This is a genomic window from Acinetobacter sp. YH16052, assembly GCF_013417155.1.
Classification (GTDB): domain Bacteria; phylum Pseudomonadota; class Gammaproteobacteria; order Pseudomonadales; family Moraxellaceae; genus Acinetobacter.
Map to the genome: position 1 here is coordinate 33,168 of NZ_VPEO01000005.1, position 24,078 is coordinate 57,245.

At 45.3% G+C, this 24,078-nt stretch carries 18 protein-coding genes, 3 tRNA genes and 1 pseudogene; 12 read left to right on the forward strand and 10 right to left on the reverse strand.

Features of this window, described 5'->3' with window-relative positions; genetic code table 11:
- Positions 1–44 precede the first annotated feature (44 nt).
- The 3 genes from ubiH to FTV42_RS04875 all read left to right on the forward strand — a co-directional run bounded on the left by ubiH (position 45) and on the right by FTV42_RS04875 (position 2,926).
- Entirely contained in the window at positions 45–1,253 is a 1,209-nt protein-coding gene (ubiH, locus tag FTV42_RS04865; protein WP_005107466.1) for a 2-octaprenyl-6-methoxyphenyl hydroxylase, read from the forward strand.
- Positions 1,250–2,497, forward strand: coding sequence for an FAD-dependent monooxygenase (locus FTV42_RS04870; protein ID WP_005107464.1), 1,248 nt, complete (start codon positions 1,250–1,252; stop codon positions 2,495–2,497). The genes ubiH and FTV42_RS04870 overlap by 4 nt, the downstream gene beginning before the upstream one ends.
- 174 nt (positions 2,498–2,671) lie before the next feature.
- Positions 2,672–2,926 (forward strand): hypothetical protein, encoded by a 255-nt coding sequence (locus FTV42_RS04875; protein WP_180037762.1) that lies wholly within the window; start codon positions 2,672–2,674, stop codon positions 2,924–2,926.
- Positions 2,927–3,017: 91 nt separating this feature from the next.
- On the opposite strand, the gene rsmI is transcribed toward FTV42_RS04875, so the two are convergent.
- Complete coding sequence (gene rsmI, locus FTV42_RS04880; RefSeq protein WP_180037764.1) at positions 3,018–3,860, reverse strand: 16S rRNA (cytidine(1402)-2'-O)-methyltransferase; 843 nt, start codon at positions 3,858–3,860, stop codon at positions 3,018–3,020.
- A 10-nt stretch (positions 3,861–3,870) separates the two neighbouring features.
- On the opposite strand from rsmI, the gene FTV42_RS04885 reads away from it, so the two are divergent.
- The 4 genes from FTV42_RS04885 (at position 3,871) to FTV42_RS04900 (ending at position 6,948) form a co-directional block, all read left to right on the forward strand.
- Complete coding sequence (locus FTV42_RS04885) at positions 3,871–4,830, forward strand: penicillin-binding protein activator (RefSeq protein WP_180037766.1); 960 nt, start codon at positions 3,871–3,873, stop codon at positions 4,828–4,830.
- Positions 4,831–4,841: 11 nt separating this feature from the next.
- Positions 4,842–5,258 carry a YraN family protein gene (locus FTV42_RS04890; RefSeq protein ID WP_180037768.1) on the forward strand — a complete coding sequence of 139 codons (417 nt, stop codon included), beginning with the start codon at positions 4,842–4,844 and terminating at the stop codon, positions 5,256–5,258.
- Positions 5,259–5,390: 132 nt separating this feature from the next.
- Positions 5,391–6,077: a BON domain-containing protein gene (locus FTV42_RS04895; RefSeq protein WP_180037770.1), complete on the forward strand. Its 687-nt coding sequence runs from the start codon at positions 5,391–5,393 to the stop codon at positions 6,075–6,077.
- Positions 6,067–6,948 carry an alpha/beta hydrolase gene (locus tag FTV42_RS04900; protein WP_180037772.1) on the forward strand — a complete coding sequence of 294 codons (882 nt, stop codon included), beginning with the start codon at positions 6,067–6,069 and terminating at the stop codon, positions 6,946–6,948. Before FTV42_RS04895 ends, FTV42_RS04900 begins: the two co-directional genes overlap by 11 nt.
- Positions 6,949–7,054: 106 nt before the next feature.
- On the opposite strand, the gene nudC is transcribed toward FTV42_RS04900, so the two are convergent.
- The 3 genes from nudC to dnaQ form a co-directional block, all read right to left on the reverse strand.
- Positions 7,055–7,831, reverse strand: coding sequence for an NAD(+) diphosphatase (nudC, locus tag FTV42_RS04905; RefSeq protein WP_180037774.1), 777 nt, complete (start codon positions 7,829–7,831; stop codon positions 7,055–7,057).
- Entirely contained in the window at positions 7,831–9,474 is a 1,644-nt protein-coding gene (locus tag FTV42_RS04910; protein WP_180037776.1) for a chemotaxis protein, read from the reverse strand. The genes nudC and FTV42_RS04910 overlap by 1 nt, the downstream gene beginning before the upstream one ends.
- A gap of 126 nt (positions 9,475–9,600) precedes the next feature.
- Positions 9,601–10,986, reverse strand: coding sequence for a DNA polymerase III subunit epsilon (dnaQ, locus tag FTV42_RS04915; protein ID WP_180037778.1), 1,386 nt, complete (start codon positions 10,984–10,986; stop codon positions 9,601–9,603).
- A 207-nt stretch (positions 10,987–11,193) separates the two neighbouring features.
- Here dnaQ and FTV42_RS04920 point away from each other — a divergent pair, with 207 nt between their 5' ends.
- From FTV42_RS04920 to FTV42_RS04940, 5 genes are all read left to right on the forward strand, one after another.
- Entirely contained in the window at positions 11,194–14,487 is a 3,294-nt protein-coding gene (locus FTV42_RS04920) for a LysM peptidoglycan-binding domain-containing protein (RefSeq protein ID WP_180037780.1), read from the forward strand.
- 10 nt (positions 14,488–14,497) lie between these two features.
- Entirely contained in the window at positions 14,498–16,339 is a 1,842-nt protein-coding gene (locus tag FTV42_RS04925; RefSeq protein WP_180037782.1) for an extracellular solute-binding protein, read from the forward strand.
- A gap of 24 nt (positions 16,340–16,363) precedes the next feature.
- Positions 16,364–17,410 carry a microcin C ABC transporter permease YejB gene (gene yejB / locus FTV42_RS04930; RefSeq protein WP_180037784.1) on the forward strand — a complete coding sequence of 349 codons (1,047 nt, stop codon included), beginning with the start codon at positions 16,364–16,366 and terminating at the stop codon, positions 17,408–17,410.
- Complete coding sequence (locus tag FTV42_RS04935; protein ID WP_180037786.1) at positions 17,410–18,420, forward strand: ABC transporter permease; 1,011 nt, start codon at positions 17,410–17,412, stop codon at positions 18,418–18,420. The genes yejB and FTV42_RS04935 overlap by 1 nt, the downstream gene beginning before the upstream one ends.
- Before the next feature lie 129 nt (positions 18,421–18,549).
- The gene (locus FTV42_RS04940; protein WP_148334381.1) at positions 18,550–19,794 is read left to right on the forward strand and encodes an NADH:flavin oxidoreductase/NADH oxidase family protein; all 1,245 of its coding nucleotides are present in this window, start codon (positions 18,550–18,552) and stop codon (positions 19,792–19,794) included.
- 64 nt (positions 19,795–19,858) lie between these two features.
- Here FTV42_RS04940 and FTV42_RS04945 read toward each other — a convergent pair whose 3' ends face one another.
- The 6 genes and pseudogenes from FTV42_RS04945 to FTV42_RS04970 form a co-directional block, all read right to left on the reverse strand.
- Positions 19,859–21,280: an iron-containing redox enzyme family protein gene (locus FTV42_RS04945; RefSeq protein ID WP_180037788.1), complete on the reverse strand. Its 1,422-nt coding sequence runs from the start codon at positions 21,278–21,280 to the stop codon at positions 19,859–19,861.
- A 308-nt stretch (positions 21,281–21,588) separates the two neighbouring features.
- A tRNA-Glu gene (locus FTV42_RS04950) sits at positions 21,589–21,664 on the reverse strand.
- Between the two features lie 46 nt (positions 21,665–21,710).
- A tRNA-Glu gene (locus FTV42_RS04955) sits at positions 21,711–21,786 on the reverse strand.
- 24 nt (positions 21,787–21,810) lie between these two features.
- Positions 21,811–21,886, reverse strand: a tRNA-Glu gene (locus tag FTV42_RS04960).
- A 131-nt stretch (positions 21,887–22,017) separates the two neighbouring features.
- A pseudogene (locus tag FTV42_RS04965) lies at positions 22,018–22,930 on the reverse strand (alpha/beta hydrolase).
- Positions 22,931–23,175: 245 nt separating this feature from the next.
- Positions 23,176–24,069, reverse strand: coding sequence for an alpha/beta fold hydrolase (locus tag FTV42_RS04970; RefSeq protein WP_180037790.1), 894 nt, complete (start codon positions 24,067–24,069; stop codon positions 23,176–23,178).
- Between the last annotated feature and the right edge of the window lie 9 nt (positions 24,070–24,078).

Below are 24,078 nucleotides of genomic sequence, written 5' to 3' on the forward strand. Positions count from 1 at the left end.
ATGTAATTCGCCATAGATGCGAATAAACAGATAAGGAAGTAAGCATGCAACAAGAAGTCATCATTGTCGGTGGTGGTATGGTCGGCTTAAGCCTCGCATTGATGTTGGCGAAAATCAATATTGCAGTCAAACTGTTGGAAGCCATTAAATACCCAAATTATGATGATGAAAATCTTGCGCCATATCATTCCAGTTTTGATGCACGTAACAGTGCCTTGTCACGCCGTAGCGTGCAGATCTATCAGGAGCTTGGACTTTGGAATGCCTTGCAAGAACATGCTACCCCAATTCTGGAAGTGAATATTACCGAACAGGGCAGTTTTGGTAAGGCTCGACTGAAAGCCGAACAGGAAAAAGTCGAAAGCTTTGGTCAGGTCATTGAAAATGCCTGGCTCGGTCGTGTACTGCTGACCCAAGTCAAAAAAGAGCCATTGATTGAACTGATTGATGGTGTTCAAGTGACATCCCTTATCCAAGATACAGACTTTGCTTATATCGAAGCTCAGCGTGGTGAATCGTCACTAAAATTACAGTCCAAACTGGTTATTGCCGCCGATGGGCGGGATTCTTTCTGCCGTAAAGCCTTGGGTATTGGTGCGTCAGAACATGATTATGATCAGGTTGCGATTGTGACCACAGTACAAACTTCAAAGCCACATGCTCATGTGGGCTTTGAGCGTTTCAGCCATTTAGGGCCTTTGGCACTTTTACCACTACCGGGTGAGTATCGTCGTTCAGTGGTCTGGCCAGTGAAAAAAGGTACTGAAGGAGAATGGTTGGGGGATGAAAATGACCAGCATTTTCTGGATGCCTTACAGGAAACGTATGGTGATCGTGCCGGAAAATTCCAGAAAACCGGAAAACGGTTCAGTTTTCCATTGTCTCAAGTGTTAGCCGAAAAACAGGCTGTTGGCCGTGTCGTATTGATGGGCAATGCTGCCCATACGATTCATCCGGTCGCTGGTCAGGGTTTTAACCTGTGTATGCGTGATGCGCATGTATTGGTGCGTTACCTGAAAGAACAGCAGGTACAAGGCGCAGACTTGGGCGATGCTGGAATATTACAAGACTATGAAAAATCTCGTCTCAGTGACCAGCAGCGTGTGATCAAGTTCTGTGATTCAGTGGTACGTGGCTTTAGTAACCAGAATCCATTTTTAAAGCTGATGCGTAATACAGGTTTAATCGCTTTTGATACGATTCCTGGCATCAAGCCACTCGTTGCAAATTATGCCATGGGGTTAAAAGCATGAGCTTAAATCAAACTAACGAAATATTAGACGTCGTCATTATTGGTGGTGGGCTGGTTGGTGGACTTACAGCGCTTCTGTTAGCTCAAGGTGGTGTGCAGCCTACAGTTCTGGATGCAGCGCCAATTCTGGATGCAGATAAAACTTTGCGTGTGGCCAATCCGCGTGTTTTGGCTTTAAGTCAGGCAACCATTCACCTGTTAAAAACGGTGGGTGTCTGGGAAAATTTAGTACGCCAGCAGCCTTATACTGGTATGCAGGTGTGGAATAAAAATGGCTATGGTGAAATTAATTTTGGCCAGTCTTCAGAAAAAACACCATCGGTAGAGCAGGCTTTAGGCTCGATGGTGGAGCCCAGCATTCTGAATCTGGCCATTCAGCAAAAGATGCTGGAAAATGTTCAAGATTATAGAACACAAGTCAAAGTCAGCCGTGTTGAACGTGGCGTCGGTGTGTGGATTATTCATCTGGAAGATGGTACTCAGCTCAAAACCAAACTGGTCATTGGTGCAGATGGTGCAAACTCCTTTGTACGTGAGCAAGCTTTCATCGATATTGATGTACTGGACTATAAACAGGCAGGCATCAGTTGTGCGATTAAAACGATTCAGCCTCATCAGTACATGGCGCGTCAGATTTTTCTCGAAACTGGTCCTCTGGCTTTTTTACCTATGGCCAGCCTTAATCCGGAAGAGCAGGGACATTGGCAATCAATTGTCTGGACCTTGCCAGAGGATTATGCCGAAGAATATGCAGCGTTGTCAGATGCTGAATTTACTCAACTCTTGACTCGTGAAAGCCAGCATATGTTGGGTGGAGTCTTAGAGGCGACACCACGTGCCACTTTCCCCTTAAAAGCCCGTGCTGCCCAACAGTATATTCAAGACGGTTTAGCCCTGATTGGAGATGCTGCACATGTAATTCATCCTTTAGCTGGACAAGGGGTGAATATTGGCTGTCTGGATGCTGCCGTGCTCTGTGATGTTTTGCTACATGATCAGGCGCGTGGCGTATGGGCACATGAGCAGACCCTGAAACGCTATGAGCATTGCCGTAAGGGCCAGAATGATGCCATGATGCACAGCATGTCTGCGATTGGTTGGATGGAAACCACATTATTCTTCCCGATGGTTTGGGCACGCAATTTCGGCCTGAAACAGGTAGAAAATCAGCCCATGTTGAAAGATGCATTTATGGCGCAAGCCAATGGTCTGGGTTTACTTAAAGACACACGCTACGCAGCTTAAGACAGAAATGTAAATTTTTTAAACAAACACCAATAAAGAGTAACGATTTTGTTTAAAAAAGATACGATTTTTTGATGTTTGGTACTAGGCGAAGGTCGAAGAGATTGCTAAATTTCACTTAATTCGATACCTGACTTGGAATACCAAGCGAGGGCCATTTTTGGGGAGATGCAAATGACAGACATGAATGATTATGATGACGACGTTGAAGATTCAATCGTTGACGATGATGAAGCAAAAGCAGCTGAAAAAGGCGCAGCAGATAGCACAGAGGTCGTCAATGATACCGATCTTGCAGAAGCTGAAACCTTAACCGTCACTGCAAAGTTAAAGAAACGTCAGGCACTTGAAGACGAAATTGCGGCTTTCCTTGCCAGTGGTGGTCGTATTGTTGAAGTGCCGGCAGATGAATCAGTAGCCAAAGAATAAGTTATTGATTAACTTGTTTCTTATAAAAAACACCACATTCAATGTGGTGTTTTTTTTTGCAAATCCAAACGTAATAGAAAATCTAAAGCAATTAGTCGTTTGCCGAAGTCAGTTCTAAAGCACGTTGATAAGCGACTTTCTTTTTGATTCCGGTTAAATCTGCCGCCAGTTGTGAAGCAGCTTTGACCGAAAGGTCCTGTAATAGGCGATTCAATAATTTATCCAGCTTTTCCTGATCCAGATCTTTTTCTTCGGTGGCACCGCCAATCACCAGAACAATTTCGCCTTTTTGCTGATTGTGATCATTGGCAATGAATTCGACCAGCTCACCCAAGGTCATTTTCTTGATAGTTTCAAAAGTCTTGGTAATCTCACGGGCAAAACCGACCGGACGATCTGCACCGAATACGCTTGCCATATCTTTAACGCAATCCAGAATCCGGTGCGGTGCTTCATAGAAAATTAAAGTTTGGGTTTCATCTTTCAGTTTTTCCAGATTTAGCAGGCGCTGACTTTGTCTGGATGGCAGAAAACCCTCAAAACTGAAACGGTCACTCGGCAAGCCAACTGCACTTAAGGCAGCAATCGCAGCACAAGCACCAGGAACGGGAATCACGCGGATATTATGCGCTTGAGCAGCCCGGACAAATTTAAAGCCAGGGTCGCTAATCAGGGGAGTGCCAGCATCACTGATCAGGGCCATATCTTCGCCATTGAGCAGGCGCTGGATCAGCTGATCGATCTTGTTGCTTTCATTATGCTCATGGCAAGCGGTCAGAGGTGTTTGAATATTAAAGTGTTTAAGCAATTGTGCTGAAGTTCGTGTATCCTCGGCAGCAATAAGACTCACCGACTTTAACACCTGAAGTGCACGATAACTAATATCATCTAAGTGCCCGATTGGAGTCGCAACAACAAATAACTGAGCACTCATAGGTTTCTCCATGTGGAATAAATTGAATAATAAAAAATGGAAGATGAAAAATAAAATATTGGGCTTGTGTTTAGTCAGCTCCATCAGCAGCGTACAAGCAGAAGTGCTGATCATTCTACCCGAATCCGGGCCTTTGGCGCGAGCTGCATCGAGTATCAAACAGGGTTTTCTCAGTGCCTATGCGACTTCCGGGCAGAAAGTTCCATTAAAATGGGTCAATTCCAATCAGAAAAATATCTCCCAGCTACTGAAACAGCATGTCAATAAAAAGACCAAAATGGTGGTGGGTCCATTGGCACGTAGCGATGTGGAACAACTACTCAAGAGCAAACCTAAAGTACGTACCCTCAGCCTGAATGATGTAGCAGGGTCATTACCCCAAGTCTGGCAATTCAGCCTGTCCAAAAAAGAAGATGCTGCTGCCTTAAAAACCTTATTGCACAAAGATGGAATTCAACAGCTGCTGATTTTACGCCAGCCGGGCAGTGAAGCCGAGCATGAACTGTTGCTGATGTCATTGTTCAGTCAAAGTGATCTGAAATTCAAGATCGTGAACAAGGCCCCCATTTTTTTAATACCAAAACAAGGGCTGTTATACCTCGGCAATGCAGAAGGGCTGGCTGCTATTCCCGAATTAAGCCGTAAACGGATGTATACCGTAGCCAATGCGATCAGCGCGCAGCATAGATTGCCGCAAGGAATCAAGTTCTGTGATGTACCTGTACTTTATCTGGCTGACTGGCCAGATGTTGTACAAGCCTATGCCCAAGAACCGGTCAATATGTCCTATCAGCGCCTGATTGCCTTCGGTGGAGATGCGTGGCAGATCACCCAGCAATACTTGTCGCAACCGCGTTCGCAGAATGTTGAATTTCAGGGCAGAACCGGCCGGATACAGATCACTGAACATGGCATTCAGCGCAGTCCACAATGTTTTCAGTACAGTGGCACAGGCGTCAAGCTATTATGAGGGAAAGAGCAATGCTGCAACAGCAACTAGGTGCATGGGGGGAGCAGCAAGCGGCTCAACGGATGCAGCAACAGGGCTTTCAACTGCTGGCAGCCAATTATCACAGTCGCTATGGTGAGCTGGATCTGATTCTGGTGCGTGATCAGGAACTGGTCTTTGTAGAAGTCAAAGCGCGTGCACAAACCCAATATGCGCAAGCGATCGAGTCGGTTTCCAGAGCGAAACAGGGAAAGATGCTCAAGACTGCGATGTGCTTTATTCAGAAAAATCCACAATTTGCACACTATTACTATCGTTTTGACGTGATTTGTTTTGATTTTAAACAGCAATTTGCAAAAACCATACAGCATGACTTTTCGCAATACCCTTATGATCTGGAATGGATTGAAAATGCTTTTACTTTTGATCAAGAGTTTATTAACCTTTGAACAAAATAAGGTTTAAAGATGCTTATATTTGCTTCAAGATCATTGTAAAGTTCAAGCAGAATTGACATGATCTGAGCATGAAACAGATGATTAGATTAAAAAAGACGTAATAAAATGAAGGAGTCTTGCTGAGTGGTTAAGCGTATTGCAATAACAATGCTGTGTGTCGCAAGTTTATCAGGTTGTGCCAGTTTTATTTCTAGCGGCACAGGTACGGCTCCTGTAGGAACTGAGAGTGGGGCGCGTACCTTGGGGCAGGTGTTTATTGATTCCTCGATTGTCCGTACTGCAAAAATTAATCTTTATAAACTAGATTCGCGCTTCAAACAGGCTCGGGTCAATATTGAAAGTTTTCATGGCAATGTCTTGCTGACCGGTCAGGTGCCCGACGCACATCTCAAGCAGCTGGCTGAAGACAATGTCAAATCCATGAGCGATGTCAAAGCGGTACATAATTTTATTACTGTAGGCAATCAGATCAGCTATAGCACCATCATGCAGGATACTGCGGTCACAGCGAATACCCGTGGCCTGATCATGAAAGCCACTGTGGTTTCGGACAGTAAACTACATGTGCATACTGAAGATGGCGTGCTGTATGTGATGGGACGTTTGAACAGCGCAGAAATTACTGACCTGAATCAGGTATTGCAGCAAGTGGGCAATGTCACCAAAATTGTGACTTTAATCGATAACGTGGAGCAATATTCAAGTCTGGCTAATCAAAACTTTGCTGCATCGGCATATGCGCAGCCGGGTATTGAACAGACGCCGGTTGCGATAGATCCTGATACGGTTGAACCGACCTATGAACCATAAGGTCGGCCAGTTTAAAACCCAACTCTCACAGCGTATTTTGCAGTTTCAACAGCACTATCAAGATTTCCGGTTATACGATTTTGGCAGTTATGCTTTAAATCGTTTAACCCCGAAACAGGGTTACACGGTCGAAACACAATTGGCCTATGGTCTGAAATCCCGGCAACGCTTTGACCTGTTTCGAAGTCAGCAGCCTTTGCCTCATCGTCCCCTGATTGTGTTTGTACATGGCGGTGCCTGGTTGCATGGCGATAAAAAGGATTACCAGTTTATCGGTGAGGCTTTTGCCAAAGACGGCTATGATGTGGTGGTGATGAATTATCATCTGGCGCCACAACATATTTTTCCGACCTATATTCATGATCTACATTTATTGCTCAATCATTTGCAGCAGTCAGCTGGACAGTTGCAGATCTGTGCAGAAAATCTGGTCCTGATGGGACATTCTGCCGGGGCCTTTAATGTCATGTCTGCCTTGTATCATCCGCAATCTGCCAGTATTGATCATAGTCAAATCCGGGCGATTATTGGTCTGGCGGGGCCTTATCATTTTGATTACAAAAATGATCCGATCTGTGCCGATGCATTTGATCAGGCGGTGCCTTATCAGCAGGTCATGCCTTATTATTTTGTTAGAAATAGCTCAACGCGGCATTATCTGTTTATTGCCGAAAAAGACAAGATTGTTGGGCATTTCAATAGCCAGGATTTGGACCGCGTACTGAAAGAGAAGGGCAATCATAGCCATCTGATTCAAATTCCGAAACTTGGTCATATTGCGATTGTGGGTTCACTCTCCAGTTTGTTTAGCCGGTTTTTCCAGACCAAGGCACAGGTGCTTTGGGCGCTCGAGGATGCATTTAAATCCTGATACTGATATGTTAGTTTAACCAAGCACTAGATAAAAAAGAATCCAGTGGATGATCTCCCCTGGATTCTTTTTTTGAGCCGTTGGGCTAAATCTTTCAAATACAGATTTACAGCCAGGTCTTGGTGTCGTCTGCGACGGGCGTACCTTGAGTCACATGCATGATCATGACATGGGCAATACTGCCTTTAAACGGAATTTCAGGCAGCTGATCGAATTTAAAGAATTGCGCATCGCTAATTTCTTCTTCCTGCAGCTGTAGCTCACCGCCAGCATATTCTGCCTTGAAGGCAATCATCAGATTGCTTGGGAAAGGCCAGGGCTGGCTGGCCAGATACTGAATATTCTTGAGTTGTAAGCCAACTTCTTCTAGCGTTTCACGACGTACTGCATCTTCCAGCGTTTCACCCACTTCAACGAAACCGGCAATCAGTCCATACATCTGGCTTTTAGTATTACGTGCATTTTTGGCCAGCAGAATCTCGTCTTTGCCTCGGGTAATGACGGTAATAACGCAAGGCTGTACCCGTGGATATTGCCGGTAGTTGCAGGATGGGCAGACCATGGCATATTCAACAGCATGCGCTTCAGTCGCTGTACCGCAATGACTACAGAACTTATGGTTACGACGCCATTCTAAAAGTTGTACTGCGCGGCTGGCCTGTTCGAATTGCTGGGTATTCCAGAACTGTAACAGCTGACGGATGGGAACTAGTTGCAAGCCTGCAGGAATCGGCTCATCGGGAAGAAGATCACGGGCAATCACCTGATCACCCGTGTGGAGTAGCAAATCACTTGCTAAGGCTTCAACCCGTGGAAGTTGAAAGTGTTGATCGACCAGCAGTTGCTGTTGTTGAAAAATATAAGCAAGTGATAATTTGGACATTAGGCAACTATTTTGAGTTTCTCACTACTGTCCAATGCTACCTGAAACATCGCCTGTAATACAGGCTGTTTGTTCTTTAAGTTATCAATCATCATGTCGGCACTGGCCAAGGTGTCTAAAGCACGATGAATTTCTTCCGGACTTAATGCAATCGACAGATCAATACGGTTCTTGATGAATTCTGCAGTGGTAGTGAACGCAGTACGAACATGTTCTGCATTCAGGAACAGCATCGCGCCGCCAATCTCGCAAAACTGTACAGGAACAGGTTCGAGGGCAGTCAAGTCATGATCTTGCAGGTAATTGCTGAGAATCTGGCTAGAAAGCTCGATCAGGGCCTTGGTTTCTGTGAGTAAAGCAGCGTGTGCTTCATCCAGACGGTCCAGAGAAATATTCATGTTGTTGACGCGCAGCTGCAAGCGGCTCGAAGTGTGATGACGTTCCAGTACGCCAATCGAGTTCATGGCAGACAGAATGACATTCATCAACTGCTGAGCAAAGCTGGCATCCTGCATAATCTCGGGCTGGCTCAGTGAAGCAGCCTGACGGGTCAGGTCATGATAGGCTTCATTCAGGTTCAACACCTTGAAGATATTGGCCAAACTATTCAGTTGAGCCTGTAATTCCTGAGTCTTTTCAGGCGTCATATTCTGATAGTTGAACTCGATGTCATTACGAATCTGTGCCATTTCCGTGGTCACCAACTCGCTGATGGTATGCATGGTTTCAAAGTCAGGACCATACAGGTGGCGACTGAAGACCTGTAATTGCATATCGGTCAGTAGGTCATCGCCAACATTGAGCTGGCTACGGATAGATTGCGCAGTTTCATCTTCCTGACTGATACATAGGCTGAGCACATTGGCCAGATCAGCCAGCGAAGCCTTGAAGCTGTCTGCCGAGCTAAAATACTGTGCCATGTTGCGCTCAATGCTCACCAAGGTACGTAGACGTGGCTCATTAATCAGCAGGTGCTCAATATTGTTTAACGCGACATATACCAGATTCCAGTACTGCTTGCTGTCATGTTGTTCTGCAAGTCCGGCCAGATAAGCCCCCACCAGTTTGATGGCTTGCAAATCCAGTTCACTTTCTTCCTGATTGATCAGCTTGTTGAGTGACAGCTTATACAGACGGTGTACATATTGGGATTTTTCCAGACTTAGTGCCTGTGGCAGCGCAAAATCAGGAGTGACGCAATCTAATAGCGATTCTACATGCTGGCCTTCAGTCGTCAGTGGTTTACCCAAAGCCAGTTCCAAGCGGTTCAGGGTATCCAGCAAAAACTGTGGAATTTTTACTTCACGCAAACAGATAAATTCGATATAGCGTTTCAGCATAGTGGTGCCTTCACTCAAGGCGATCACTTCTTGAGTATTGACCTGCGCCGGATTCCCCATAATCTTGCGCATTAATTCTGCTGAATATTGAGCGACTTTTGCCAGACTGGACATGTCGATGAGTGCCAGAACCTGGGCGCATTGTTCGAACTGATTTAATGCATCATCAATACCAAAAGGTAAAGTCTGGTCTTCTACCAAGGTGCTTACTGCTGATTCGACTAACTTGATCGAGTTATCAACCTCATTTTTTATTATCAGTAAAGCTGTTGGATCAAAATGTATAGAGGTTTGGTAAGACATGATCTGCACCTTTCCTGGAGTATTATCTATATATGAGCCCCCGCTTTAAACTACGGGGCCTCTTTGTATTTACTATAACTGAAGAACGATAGTTTTAAACCTAAAGTATCCTCGGAAATGTAGATTTTATTTCGCGAAAAGGCAAGCAGTTCCATTTTTTTCTTCGAATTGTTTGACCCAATTCTCATGTTCCTGCAATTCCTGTTCTGACGGAAGAATCACCGGCAATTCAATTTCAACTCTGGCCATCCCTGAACGGCTGTTCTGGTCTTCAGACTGAGACAGGGCATCGATATCAAAAGACACCTGTCCACCGGTCATCGCCAGATAAACATCGGACAAGATTTCTGCATCGAGCAAGGCGCCGTGGAAGGTACGGTCGCGTTGTGGAATCTCGTAACGGCGCACTAAAGCATCCAGCGAGTTTTTCTGCCCGGGATGCTTGGACTTAGCCAGTGCCAAGGTGTCGGTGACGTCACAAACCTCGGAGAGCGCTTTAAAACCTGCGCGTTTGAATTCCATATCCAGGAAGTTCATATCGAAGGTCGCGTTATGCGCAATAATTTCCGCGCCGTGTAAATAGTCAAACAGCACTTGAGAAATTTCTTCAAACAGCGGTTTGTCTTGCAGGAATTCGTCGGTGATCCCGTGGACATTGACAGAATCGCCGACCGGTGTTTTCGGATTGATATAAATATGAATCGAACTGCCGGTCAGTTTGCGGTTAATCATTTCCAGCGCGCCGACTTCAATAATTCGGTCACCATCCTGATAATAAAAACCGGTGGTTTCAGTATCCAGAATCAGTTGTCGTGGGCCATGCAGCTGTAGCTTTGCTGGTGTAATGACAATTTGCGGATGTATCTCAAGCGAGGCAGATGCGTCTGAAGATGAAGCATCTTCATTGCTGTTCGTTGCTAAAACTTCAATCTGTACAATTTCTTCAACAGTTACTTCGATGATGGTTTCGGGCGGTTCTTCCAGTTCTTCTTCACTGTCGGCCAGATCCAGACCGAAAGGATCGTCTAGCAACCAGTCGGGTTCAGATTTTTTTTTATCTTCAGAGATTGAAGGGCTTTGCTTGGATTTTTTCAGGGTTTCATCAGCACCCAGGTTGGCCAGCTGATCGGCCATTTCATTGCCCGGATGTCCAGCATGACCTTTGACCCAGTGCCATTCGATCTCACGTCCCTGACAGACTTCATCGAGTTTTTGCCAAAGATCCGGATTTTTGACATCTTTCCAGTTTTTCTTTTTCCAGCCATGAATCCATTCGGTAATGCCTTGTTTGACGTACTTGGAATCGGTATAGATCACCAGTTTGTCTTGCTTGTCACAGAACAGAATCCCTTCAATCGCAGCCGTCAGTTCCATGCGGTTATTGGTAGTATGATCTTCACCGCCATAAATTTTGTGTTCTTGTTGGCCATTAACAATGTACGCACCCCAGCCGCCTAAACCCGGGTTGCCGCGACAGGCGCCATCAACATAAAGTGTGATAGTGTGTGACATAGATTAAATCCGATCAAAATAGAACAAGCTGGAAGGCTTATTGTATAGCGCAAATGCAGTCGATCAATCTATATGTCCGGGATTTTTTAATTTCTTGTAACATTTAACGTGAAATCGCGGTAAATTATTGGCTTGAGTCTTCGACATGCTTCACTACAATGGCATATCTAAAAAATAAATTTATATACGAGTTGTTTGGATTTCTTTATGTATAAACCAACCGCAATTTTGTGGCAGCCGACATTACCTACATTTTTAAAATATTCTGTACTGGGAACTGCGCTTGCTTCTCTAGGACTGACGGGCTGTTCATCTACACAAAGTGCGACCCAAACAGCATCAAGCAAGCAGGTTGGATCACAATATCTGGATGCCAGCAGTCTAGATGGACTCGAAGATTTACTCTCTGCAACGGATATGCGTGCAGTCGAAGGCGACCGTTTACAGATTCTGAAACATGGTGATGTCTGGAAACGCATGACCGTAGGTTTCAAGATGGACTTAAGTGTCTGGAATCCGCGGATTGATGCGCAGCGTGGCTGGTTTATTTCACGTCAGCCTTATCTGGATCGTTTAAGTGCGCGTGCATCACGTTATTTATATTACACAGTAAAAGAAGCAGAACGCCGTGGCATGCCGACCGAGTTGGCACTGTTACCGATTATTGAAAGTTCTTATGACCCGGCAGCGACCAGTAGTGCGGCGGCAGCAGGTTTATGGCAGTTTATTCCAAGTACCGGCCGCATTTATGGTCTAAAGCAGACTTCTTTATACGATGGTCGTCGTGATGTGGTGGAATCTACCCGTGCAGCCTATGAATTTTTAGGCAGTCTGTATAACCAGTTTGGTTCTTGGGAATTGGCGCTCGCTTCTTATAATGCCGGCCCAGGCCGTATCCAGCAGGCGATTAACCGTAACAAAGCTGCAGGTCTGCCTACCGATTATTGGTCATTGAAACTACCACAAGAAACCATGAGTTACGTGCCACGTTTCCTGGCGGTTGCACAAATTATTAAAAATCCGGGCAGTTATGGGGTGAGTTTGCCACCGATTGCCAACCGTCCGCATTTCCGTGAAGTGCCAGTGGGCATTGCCAGTTTAAATGAAATTGCAGCCATCACTGGTCTAAGCCGTGCAGAACTGTATCAATTAAACCCGGGTCATCGTGGTGATCATATTGATCCTGCAAGTCCGCGCCGTATTCTGATTCCAGCTGATTTAAGTCCTTCAGTCGATGAAAAGCTGAAAAAATTATCCGGTTCAGGTGGTTTATGGGCGAGTAACACGAACAGCTTGCCGCGAAATACGACGACAGTGGTGCCCACCAGAGCTGCACCGCCAGAATTAAATACCAAAACGATTACGCCTTCTAAACAGACTCCGCCAGCGGTTGCTAGTAATCAGCCTGCAACGACTGTTGCTAAAACAACGACTCCGGCTAAAGCTGCAAGTACGCCAACTGTCGTCACAGCAGCGGTAAGTACGGCGACAACGGCCAATACTGTAACGAAGACTACGAAAAAGATTTCGACGCCTAAAGGCTCATCTGCTTTAGCCAGTTTTGCGGCACAAAGTGATTTGCCAATTCCAAGTGCGCCGCGTATTCCGGTAGCCGTGACGCCTGCGGCGCCAGCGAAACAGATTCAGGTCGAACCACCGATTTCTGCAGCTGAGCGTCAGCAAGTTCAGCAGGCAGTCATCGCACAGGATATTCAGAAAACTGTGGATGAAATTCTGCAGCCTGTCGCAACACCGGCAGAACAGGCCCAAGTGGTTGAAGAGCTGAAAGCATTGGCACCAGCAGGCACAGAAATTGTTGATCCTTATGACGGCAAAATCAAGCTGACTGCCATTCAAACCAGCCTGTCTGTGGCTGAGCAGCAAGGCAAGGAACTCACCAAAGGCTTCTCTTATCCAAAAGAAGTTGCTGACAATACCACTGCGAACTCGGTTGAAGCCAAGCTAAATCAGGGCAAAAATTACGTCGAGACGGATTCTGAAGTGGTGGTGGTCGCTCCAAAAGGCAAACGCAGTACCTATAAGGTATTACCAGGTGATAATCTGGCAATGATTGCGGCCAAAAATGGCGTGAACTGGCGTGATGTAGCGAAATGGAACCAGATTGATCCAAATTCTCCGCTGTATGTGGGCACCACCATTTATCTGTATGATGCCAAACCGGTACAGGAAGCCAGCAAAGCCAAAGAAAATCCGGAAACTTATGTCGTTCAGGCCAATGATTCTCTGACCAGCGTGGCGACCCAGTTTGGTTTCAGTGTGAAACAACTGGCTGATTTTAATGGACTGAGTACCAATAGCGGTCTGTTTGTTGGGCAAAAGCTGTCACTGAAAGAAACGGTTGCCTCTAAATCCAAAGCTGAAGAGATTAAAAAAGCTGAAACTGCCAAGGTTCAGACTAAATCCTATACAGTGAAACGCGGTGAGTATCTGAAACTGATTGCCGATCGTTACGGGCTTTCAAATGCTGAACTGGCATCCTTGACTTCAGGTCTGACTGCCGGTAGCAGTCTGATGGTGGGACAGAAAATCAATGTACCACTTCAGGAAGTTGAAGGGCTAACGGCATCTAGCCAGAAAACTGAGCAGAAGTTTGAAAATGTCAAAGTCGATCAGACTGCGACTGAAAACTATCAGGTCAAACGCGGTGAAACCCTGTATAGCATTGCCAGTCAAAGCAAGCTGAGTGTCTCTGAACTGGCTGCACTGAATGGGTTGTCTGCCAATAGTGGTTTACGTATAGGTCAGACCATCAAGATTCCAGCCGGTAGTCAGATCCCTGAAACCTATACGGTTCAATCGGGTGATACGTTGACCGGCATTGCCGCAAGATACAATCTGTCAATGGACCAGGTGGCGAGCCTGAATGGGATGTCACGTAATGCCGGCTTGCGTGTAGGACAGCGTCTGAAACTGAGTGGTGAAGTCGCAGAACCGGTACGTGAAGTGGTCGCGGAAACTGCGGCCAAGAATACAAAATCGGATTCACATGTGGTGAAATCAGGCGAAACCTTAAGCTCTATTGCACGTCAGTATCATTTACAACTGAAATATCTGGCAGATTTAAACGGCCTGAATAGCAATAGCACAGTGCGTATTGGTCAGCGTTTAAAAATTGATGGTGACTTTCCGGCAGATAAAAAAGTTGAAGACGTGAAAGTGGCAGCTAAGCCTGTAGCTTCTAAGGCAACTGAATCCTATACGGTAAAATCAGGTGAATCCTTGAATACAATTGCCAGCCGTTTAGGCATAAGCGTGACCGACCTGGCTCAGTTAAATAATCTGAGCCCACGCGCAGGATTGCGTGTCAGTCAAACCATTCAGATTCCAAAACTGGTGACGGATTATAAGGTCAAACGCGGTGATACCTTAATCGGTTTGGCCTCACGTTATGGCGTGAACAGCAATGAACTGGCGGAAATGAATGATCTCAAACCGAATACACAATTGCGTATTGGTGATGTGATTAAAGTACCGAATTAATGAATGGATCATGAGATTCGCTCATTTATTTAAAACTTTCAGGTTTATCTGGCTAGCCCCGCTGCTCGTGAGTAGCAGTTGGGCAGCCCTGATCACCACCCCATATATCGCGCTATATAACCAGCCGAAATATGCCCAGGCCAAATCCCTGCCTTATGCCAATCCGCAAGCAACGAAAGGCGGTACGCTGATTCTAGCAGCTGATGGCAGTTTCGATAATTTAAACAGCATGAATGGCAAGGGCAATGTCACTGAAGGGGGCAACTATATTTTTGACAGTTTGCTGTCCAAGTCACTGGATGAGCCCGGTGTGTACTATCCCTTGCTGGCGGAAAAAGTCAGTTTTGACCCCAAGAAAACCGCCTTTATTATTTTTCATTTAAATCCGAAAGCACGGTTTAGTAATGGCCAGCCGGTAACTGCACAAGATGTCAAATACAGTTTTGAACTGTTTCAGACCCAGTCCAATTTTGGCCTGCAGATGTATTTGGCTGATTTAAACCGGCTGGAAGTCCTGTCACCTTTACAGGTCAAAATGCATTTTAAATCCGGACATAATCCGGAAATGGCGATGATTGTCGCGCAGATGCCCATTTATTCTAAACAGGAATGGCAAAAGCGTAATTTTAAAGAATTGACGCTGAAACCGATGCTGGGTTCAGGGCCTTATGTCATTGAACACATAGATGCTGGACGTAGTATTAGCTACAAACGTAATCCCGGATACTGGGGAAAAGACTTGATGGTCAACCGCGGGCGTTATAATTTTGACCGGATCAAGTATCGTTATTATCGTAGTCCTGAAATCAAGTTCGAAGCTTTCAAGTCGGGCCAATTTACCTTGCATGAGGAAAAACAGGTCAACCGCTGGGTGAAAGACTACCAGTTTCCCGCCGTTCGGCAAGGACAGGTGCAGTGTTACCGCTTTCAGCATCACAACCCGATTCCGACCCAGAGTCTGATATTCAATACCCGCCGTCAGCCTTTTACCGATATCCGTTTCCGCCAAGCCTTGAGTTTTGCCTATGACTTTGAATGGCTGAATAAAGCCATGTTCTATGGTGAATATCAGCGCCTGAACAGCTTTTTTTCCAATAGCGAGCTTGCATCTCATGGACGGCCAGGCATTCAAGAACTGCACATTTTAAAACCCCATTTAAAGCAGCTTGATCCGGTTCAACGTCAGGCTGTACTGCAGGACTGGAAATATCCTCAGTCAGATGCCTCCGGTTTTAACCGGAACAATCTGTTAAAAGCCCGTCAATTGCTATTAAAGGCAGGCTATCGTTATCAACAGGGGAAGTTGGTCAATGCTGCGGGTCAACCGGTACAGATTGAGTTCCTGTTGCATCAGGCGGAGCAACAGCGTGATCTGATGCCATATCTACGTCATTTAAAACGCTTGGGCATTCAGGCCAGCATTCGTATGGTAGAAACCGCGCAATATTATGAACGGCTGCGGAATTATCAGTTTGATATGATGGTTGATACCATGCCGCAATCCCTGACACCGGGGCAGGAGCAGAAACAGTTCTGGGGCAGTCAGGCCGCAGCGCAGTCAGGTAATTATAATTATGCCGGCATTCGAAATCCGGCCATTGATGGAGTCATTCAGCAGGTGACTCAGGCTCAAAACCGTGAACAGCTGGTGAATAGTACCCGAGCATTAGACCGTTTACTGCGTGCAGGCTATTATCATATTCTGACTTATGGTACGGGCGAATACTGGTATGCTTACTGGAATATGTATCAGCAGCCGCAACGAAAACCTAAACTCTCCGCCGGGATTGATTACTGGTGGGTCGATGCGGCAAAGGCCAGACATGTGGCTGATTATTTCAAACAGCATTAAGCTCCAAGCATATCAGGGAGTGCCATGAGCACTTATATTCTCAAACGTCTGTTGCTGATGATTCCAACCTTGCTGATCATTTTGCTGATCAATTTCATGGTGATCCAGCTGGCACCCGGTGGTCCGGTGGAGCAGGCGATTTATCAGGCGCAACAGGTTAATAGTTTGGCGCATACCGGATTGCAGTATCAGGGAAAGCAAGGCCTCACACCGGAGATGCTTGAGAAGATCAATATCCAGTACGGCTTTGACCAGCCGCTGCATATTCGATTTTGGGAAATGCTAACGCGTTATGCGCAGTTTGATCTGGGGCAGAGTTTTTTCAAAGACAAGCCTGTGACTGAGCTCATCTGGGAGAAATTGCCCATATCGCTTTCTTTAGGCTTGTGGAGTACCTTGTTGATTTATCTGGTCTCCATTCCTTTAGGGATCAGGAAAGCCCGCAAACATGGCAGTCTGTTTGATCAGACCACCTCTCTAATGTTGGCCGTGGGCTATGCCATTCCAGCCTTTATTTTTGCCATTTTACTTATCGTTTTTTTTGCTGGCGGGTCTTATCTGCACTGGTTTCCCTTGCAGGGCATTCGCTCTGAAAATTTTGCTGAACTCTCATTCTTTGCGAAAATTCATGATTATTTCTGGCATATGGCCTTGCCGCTGTTGGCCATGGTGCTCGGCGGATTTGCCAGTTTGACCTATCTGGTCAAATTTTCTTTTGTGGAAGAGCTGAGCAAACAATATGTCCTGGCTGCGCGGGCCAAAGGTTTAACTGAACATGCAGTGCTGTATCGGCATGTATTCCGGAATGCCATTTTAGTGCTTATCGCAGGTTTGCCCGAAGTTCTGATCGGGGTGTTTTTCGTGGGCAACCTGTTCATCGAGATTATCTTTAATCTGGATGGGTTAGGCGTCTTAGGTTTTGAGGCGATTATCCAGCGTGACTATCCGGTGATTTTTGGTACTTTGTTTATCTTTACCTTGCTCGGTCTGATACTGCGTTTACTCAGCGATTTGCTCTATCAACTGATTGATCCAAGGATTCATTTCAGTTCACGTCGAGGATCACAATAATGTCTTCCTTGATGCAAGCACGCTGGCAACGTTTTAAGCAGCATAAGCTAGGCTTTAGCTGCTTCATTATTTTCAGTGCTATTTTCATCATTTCCTTGGGTGCAGAACTAATTGCTAACGATAAGCCCTTGCTGGTGAAATATGATCATGCTTTTTATCTGCCCATCCTGAAATCCTATCCGGAAACCACTTTTGGTGGGGTATTTGAGACAGAGGCAGAATATAAAGATCCTGCCGTACAGCAACTGATTGCAGAAAAAGGCTGGGCGATCTGGCCCATCATTCCGTTTTCCTATCAAACGCCAAATTTTGAACTGGCTGAACCGGTGCCATCGCCCCCGAGTGCGCAAAACTGGCTGGGAACAGATGATCAGGGCCGTGATGTTCTGGCACGGATTCTATATGGTTTAAGGATTTCATTACTGTTTGGTTTTGCTCTGACTTTATTGTCTGCGGTGCTGGGAATTTTAGCAGGGGCAATTCAGGGTTATTATGGTGGATGGATTGACCTGATCGGGCAACGCATACTCGAAGTCTGGAGCGGTTTGCCGATGCTGTTTATGGTGATGGTACTGGTCAGTCTGTTTACCCCGAGTATTTACTGGCTGTTTCTGATCATGCTGTTATTTGGCTGGACCACACTGGTGAGTATGGTGCGCGCTGAGTTTTTGCGCGCCAGAAATCTGGAATACGTCTGGGCAGCAAGAAGTATCGGGGCCGGGGATAGACGGATCATGTTCAAACATATTCTCCCCAATGTGATAGGTTCTAGCCTGTCACAGTTACCTTTTATGCTAACCGCCAATATTACTGCACTAACAGCGCTGGATTTTTTAGGGTATGGTTTGCCACCTGATTCGGCATCCCTAGGGGAACTCTTGCTTCAGGCCAAAAACAACTTAAATGCGCCGTGGCTAGCATTGTCGGGATTCTTTAGTTTGGCCATTGTACTGAGTTTGCTGATCTATATGGGAGAAGCAGTACGGGATGCTTTTGATCCAAGAAACTAAATCACAAAAATCTTTAACCATGAAAAAATAAGCAGATAAAATTGTGTAAATTTGACAAGACTGATTGTCAATTGTTCTGGCTTACGTTATAAACGAGTACAAAATAAAAGTAACGTATCAGGACAGATCATGACTCAATTGGCCGATTCCATTCAAATTCGTAATACCACTTTTAAAAATCGCATCATTAAAGGTGCCATGAGTGAAGCACTGGCCAATGATGCCGGCCAGCCCAATCAGGCGCATTTCAAGTTGTATGAAGCATGGGCCGAAGGTGGCTTGGGTTGTGCTATTACGGGTAATGTCATGGTGGATTATCGTGCCAAGAATGAACCGGGCGTCGTAGTGGTAGAAACAGAACGCGATCTGGCGCAGCTCAAAGTCTGGGCCGACGTAGGCAAACAGCATGGCATGGTACAACTGGTCCAGTTGTCGCATCCGGGCCGCCAGTGTCCCAAGGGCCTGAATCAAGAAACGGTTGCACCGTCCGCAGTCCCATTTAGTCCGGCTTTGGCCATGAGCTTTGGAACCCCGCGGGAACTGCGTGAAGATGAAATCCTGGATATTATCCAGCGCTTTGCCACTTCGGCTGCTATCTGTGAAAAAGCAGGATTTGAGGGGGTGCAGTTGCATGGGGCACATGGTTATCTGATTAGCCAGTTTCTGTCACCGCTGACCAATAAGCGTCAGGATCAATGGGGTGGTAGTATTGAGAATCGTACCCGTTTCTTGCTGCAAACCTATCAGGCTGTTCGTGCTGCGACTTCGGAAAATTTTATTATTTCAGTCAAGCTGAATTCAGCTGATTTCCAGCGTGGCGGTATTAGCGAAGAAGATGTCATTTATGTCTTTAAGGCGATGGACGCTGCAGGCATTGATATCATTGAAGTGTCAGGTGGTAGCTATGAAGCACCTGCGATGGCCGGCGTGAAAGCAGACAAGCGCAAGGCCTCGACCATTGCTCGTGAAGCCTATTTCCTCGATTTTGCCGAAAAAATCCGTCAGGAAGTGAAGTGCCATATCATGGTCACTGGTGGATTCCGAACTGTTGAAGGCATGAATGCCGCGCTTGACAGTGGTGCTTGTGATTTTGTCGGGATTGCACGTCCCTTTGCGGTAGAACCTGACTTGGGCAATCGTCTGGTTGCAGGGCATGATGTACGTTATGCGGTTGAGAAAATTAAAACCGGTATTCCAATGGTCGACAAAATGGCGATTATGGAAATCATCTGGTATGCCGCGCAGTTTAAAGAAATTGCCAAAGGCAAGCAGCCTAATCCGAAACTGTCACCACTAAAGGTCTTTTTGCAGTATCTGAAAGGCAATGTCAAAGCGGTGATCAAGGGACAATTAAACTCGCGAAAATCGGCTTAATCTTTATTAAAAAACCGGACACTGCAAATGTCCGGTTTTTTAATTTCTGGCACTTAGGGGTGCTTTAGGAATAATGCATCGCCTGGGTCTGAAAAGGAAATAATAACTGGCTTAACTGACGAGTCGCCCATAAACCAATTTCAGTATGATGCATATGCGGTGCAGTATAAGGAATCAGTAAATCAATTTTCTGTTCCGCACCTTCACAGCGCATGAAGCGACTTTTTAACTGATTCAAGCGCTGCTGGTCCATACGGCTCATTGCAGGTTCAATTTTTGCCTGTGATGGGGTTGCACTACGTGAGGACAGGCGAGTTGCCAAGCCTGCGCCCTGAATCCAGTCTTTAATAATCTGTTTTTCGGTCGCATTAAAGACCCCAAACATTTTACCTTCCGGATGATCTATCATTTTCCAGAAACGGCTTTGCTCCACTGGTGCATCTTTTACGATCCAGCCTTTGTCAATCATGACCTGCAAAAACTCGGCAATCTGGGCAGGATCGGATAACCAGTCATTGATGGTCTTGCCACTAAACTGGCATTTCTGATTATGAATATATTGACCAATCAGCGCTTTATTCTGGAAAACTTTTAAAGCCATCTGCCCAATATCCAGTTCCTTAATGATCTGAGAGGAACTTTTGCCGATGTCATTCAGAACATAGCCTTTTTTAATCAGTTCAAGATAAATTTGTGGATCTTCAGCTTGATTAAAATGCTGGATAAACGCTTGCAGGGATTTCTGCGCATGACCATTGTGAACATTATCAATAGTAATGTGCACATTGAAATAATGCGGATCGATACCCAGTTCAGCCAGTTCATAATTGGTGATTAACAGATGTAGCGGTAACTGTTCATAGCCGAGATTAAAGCCAATGACCAAAGGTAAATATTTGGCTGGGGCATAAGCTAGTGCTAGCTGTACGGCAGCCTGTTCGTAGTAACTGTCATCCAAATGCTCGGCGTAACTGTTCAGCTCATAATGACTCAACAGGTCCTGATACATGGTGACATGATTGGCACGCGGATGCCCTAAACCAAGCTCTTCGAGATAGATGTAAATCAAATCTTTTAGCTCGGGCTGATTACAGTTTGGCACGGTCGAATATAACCAGGCACCATCGACCAGTTTGACCGGTGCAACTTTCGCCAGGAATTCGAAAGCATGAGAAACCGTTGGAAAATATTCCCGAGGCTGCTGCTGTTTACGGCGATTGACATAGGCCTGGAAAGTGGAACAGATTTGATGATGTTGTTCTAAAAGATGCTGTTCAACCTGTGCGGGCTGATCTAACCATCCGAGAGTATCAATATTTAAATTTTTAATCAGATCGCTCAAATAAGATTCAGCTTTTTCAGTTTTGGTATATGTCGAAATTTCAGTATCTTGAAAAAAGTCGACCCAATCCTTAAAGCTTTTAATTTGATAATTATGATTTTTATTTGGCGATAAAGGTAAACTTAGCTCTGTGCTGACGAACATAATCTGATCCTTGCAGATTTCTCTTGATTTACCTTAACGTGCCCTCTAAAAGCAGGGTGTTGAATTTTTGTTCTAATTTATTGGTGTATTGCTTTAAATGAAAATGAACGGATATTTCTATGCATAGAAATGTTAAAACAATACAAATTGTAAAATTAAGAATGGGATGGCAGCCCCCAGAAAGAGAGCTAGATTTGAACGAATGATAAAAACAAGGTTTAAAGTTTTCAGAAATAAAATTTGCAAGATAAAAAAAAGCCCGAGTCGCAATGCTCGGGCTTTTTGTTGAGATGTTGCCATCTCGAATATGGCGTCCCTACGGGGATTCGAACCCCGGTTACCGCCGTGAAAGGGCGATGTCCTAGGCCTCTAGACGATAGGGACAGTACAGAAGATAAATTTTAAAACCGCTACTTTTAGCTTGAAGTAATGGCGTCCCTACGGGGATTCGAACCCCGGTTACCGCCGTGAAAGGGCGATGTCCTAGGCCTCTAGACGATAGGGACTTAATAAAATGTACTTCTGAAAATTGGCGTCCCTACGGGGATTCGAACCCCGGTTACCGCCGTGAAAGGGCGATGTCCTAGGCCTCTAGACGATAGGGACGTTTCAGAGGTGGGCGTATAATAGGGTGAAAACAGGGGGGTGTCAAACGCATTTCCATAAAAAAAATGATTTTCTGGGTTGAGTGCATAAATTTAAAACAATCTAGAGAAAATACTGGAAAATTACATGGTTTAAGCTGGATTTTTAAGCAATTCCAGAATTGCTTCTACTACCTGCGGATGGAGTAAATAGCCGGTAATATCATGCGGGCGGTGAATATGGGTACGAATGCCGTGGTTAATAATTTGCAGGTTGAAACTGAAATGGCGGTTGTGTAAGAGGAAAGGCGGTAAGAAAATCATCAGTTGAATAAAAATTTATCCAGTCGCCTGTAATTGCAGCAGGTCGTACAATGGGTTGCGGTAAATGTGACTGGATCACCTGGAAGGCTAATGGCGATCCTAAAGTAATAAAACGCTGTACATTCAGTTCAGGATGCTGAATGAGATAATTATAGGCAATCACACTGCCCAGGGAGTGAGCAATCACAATACAAGGTTTACGACCATTCAATTGCCGGGCAATCCGCTCATGAACTCCCTTCATGAAATCAGGATTGTCGAGATACAGATAGGTTTCAATCAGAAATTTCTGAAGCAGGCTACGATGCAGACTGGGAAAATAATTAAGCAATAATACAACGTCTCGCAGTGCAACATTTTTGCTTAGCGTGGTAATAAATTTGAATTTCTGTTTGAAATCCATCGGCTCATTCAGATGAAGCTGAGGAAGATCTGAAATCACGGGCTTGCGCCAGCCAGGACGTGGAACTGGTGCAGGAAGCTGAGGATGGACAGGTTGACGGAAACGAAAGCTGGGCCATTGCTGGGGCATCAAGGTTCCAGCATTCAGGATGTTGCGAACGTTATAGTGTGAAAGCAAGTCTCCATAAAATGGAATGTGAATGTGACGTCGTAAATAACTGAATCTGGCATCATGACGGTGTTTGCGAATGCCTTTTTGAAGTATATGCAGCCAGCGCTGGCGAATCGATGCAGCACTGTGATGTTGCTGGTTCATTCCATGAATAAAAATAACTTTCATCGATACCTCACGGAGGTCGATCTATATATTCACAGTATAGAGAAAATTGCGACAAGCCAAGCTGCACTTTTTGTGGCGTTAATGTGTAAATTATCTTTGATAAAACAATCATTAACAGACATCCGTATATTTATAAAAAAGGCAGAAAAAGCAGTAAATTGGTAGGTCTGGATGAAAGATTTTACTGAATAGAAGAAGAATATGAATGGAACGGTAAAAGTTGAATTTAGAGTTTGACGTGAGTCTTATAGCAATTCCAGTAGCGCTTTAATGACGTCTGGATGCTGAATATAACCATCAATATCATGCGGATGATAGATGGAAGTATGAATCTCTTGATTAATAACCGCCGGCTGAAACTGGAAGGGTGGTTCTGATAATGGAAAGGCGGTCAGAAAGTCATCGCTACAATAGAAATTTATCCAATCGCCTGAAATTGCAGCAGGCCGTACAATTGGTTGCGGCAGATGAGCCTGGATCACCCGAAATGCCAACGGTGATCCGAGAGTAATAAAACGCTTGATATTCAGCTCCGGATGCTGGATCAAATAATTATAGGCAATCACGCTGCCAAGCGAATGTGCCACCAGAATCTGTGGCCTGCTGCTATAAAGTTGATCATGAATGCGGCAGTGAACTTCCTGCATAAAATGTGGGTTGGCTAAATAAAGATAAGCTTCTAGCAAAAATTTATGCAAAAAGCTGGCGTGTAAGCTGGGAAAATAATTGATGAGTACCGCAAAATCCCGCAAGGCAATATCTTTGCTTGATGCTGTGATGAACTTCAGTTTCCGATTGAAATTCAGGATATCATCCAGATTCGACTGCGGGACGTCACAAATTTGATAGGTACACTGATCTGGTGGCGGTGCCGGTTGCAGCTGTGCGGGATGTAAAAAAGGGAAATGCGGCCATTGTTGCGGCATCAGGGTGCTGGTATTCAATACGTTATGAAAATGATGCCGAGAAAGTAAATCGCCATAAAAAGGGATACGGATATGCCGTTTTAAATAAGTAAAACGGGCTTGCTGTTGAGGGTTTTTCCGGAGGCCTCTTTTGAAGAGGTGCAGCCAATGTTGACGCAATGAAGTAGCCGTATACTGTTGCTTGTTCATGCCGTGAATAAACACAATTTTCATCGATGCACC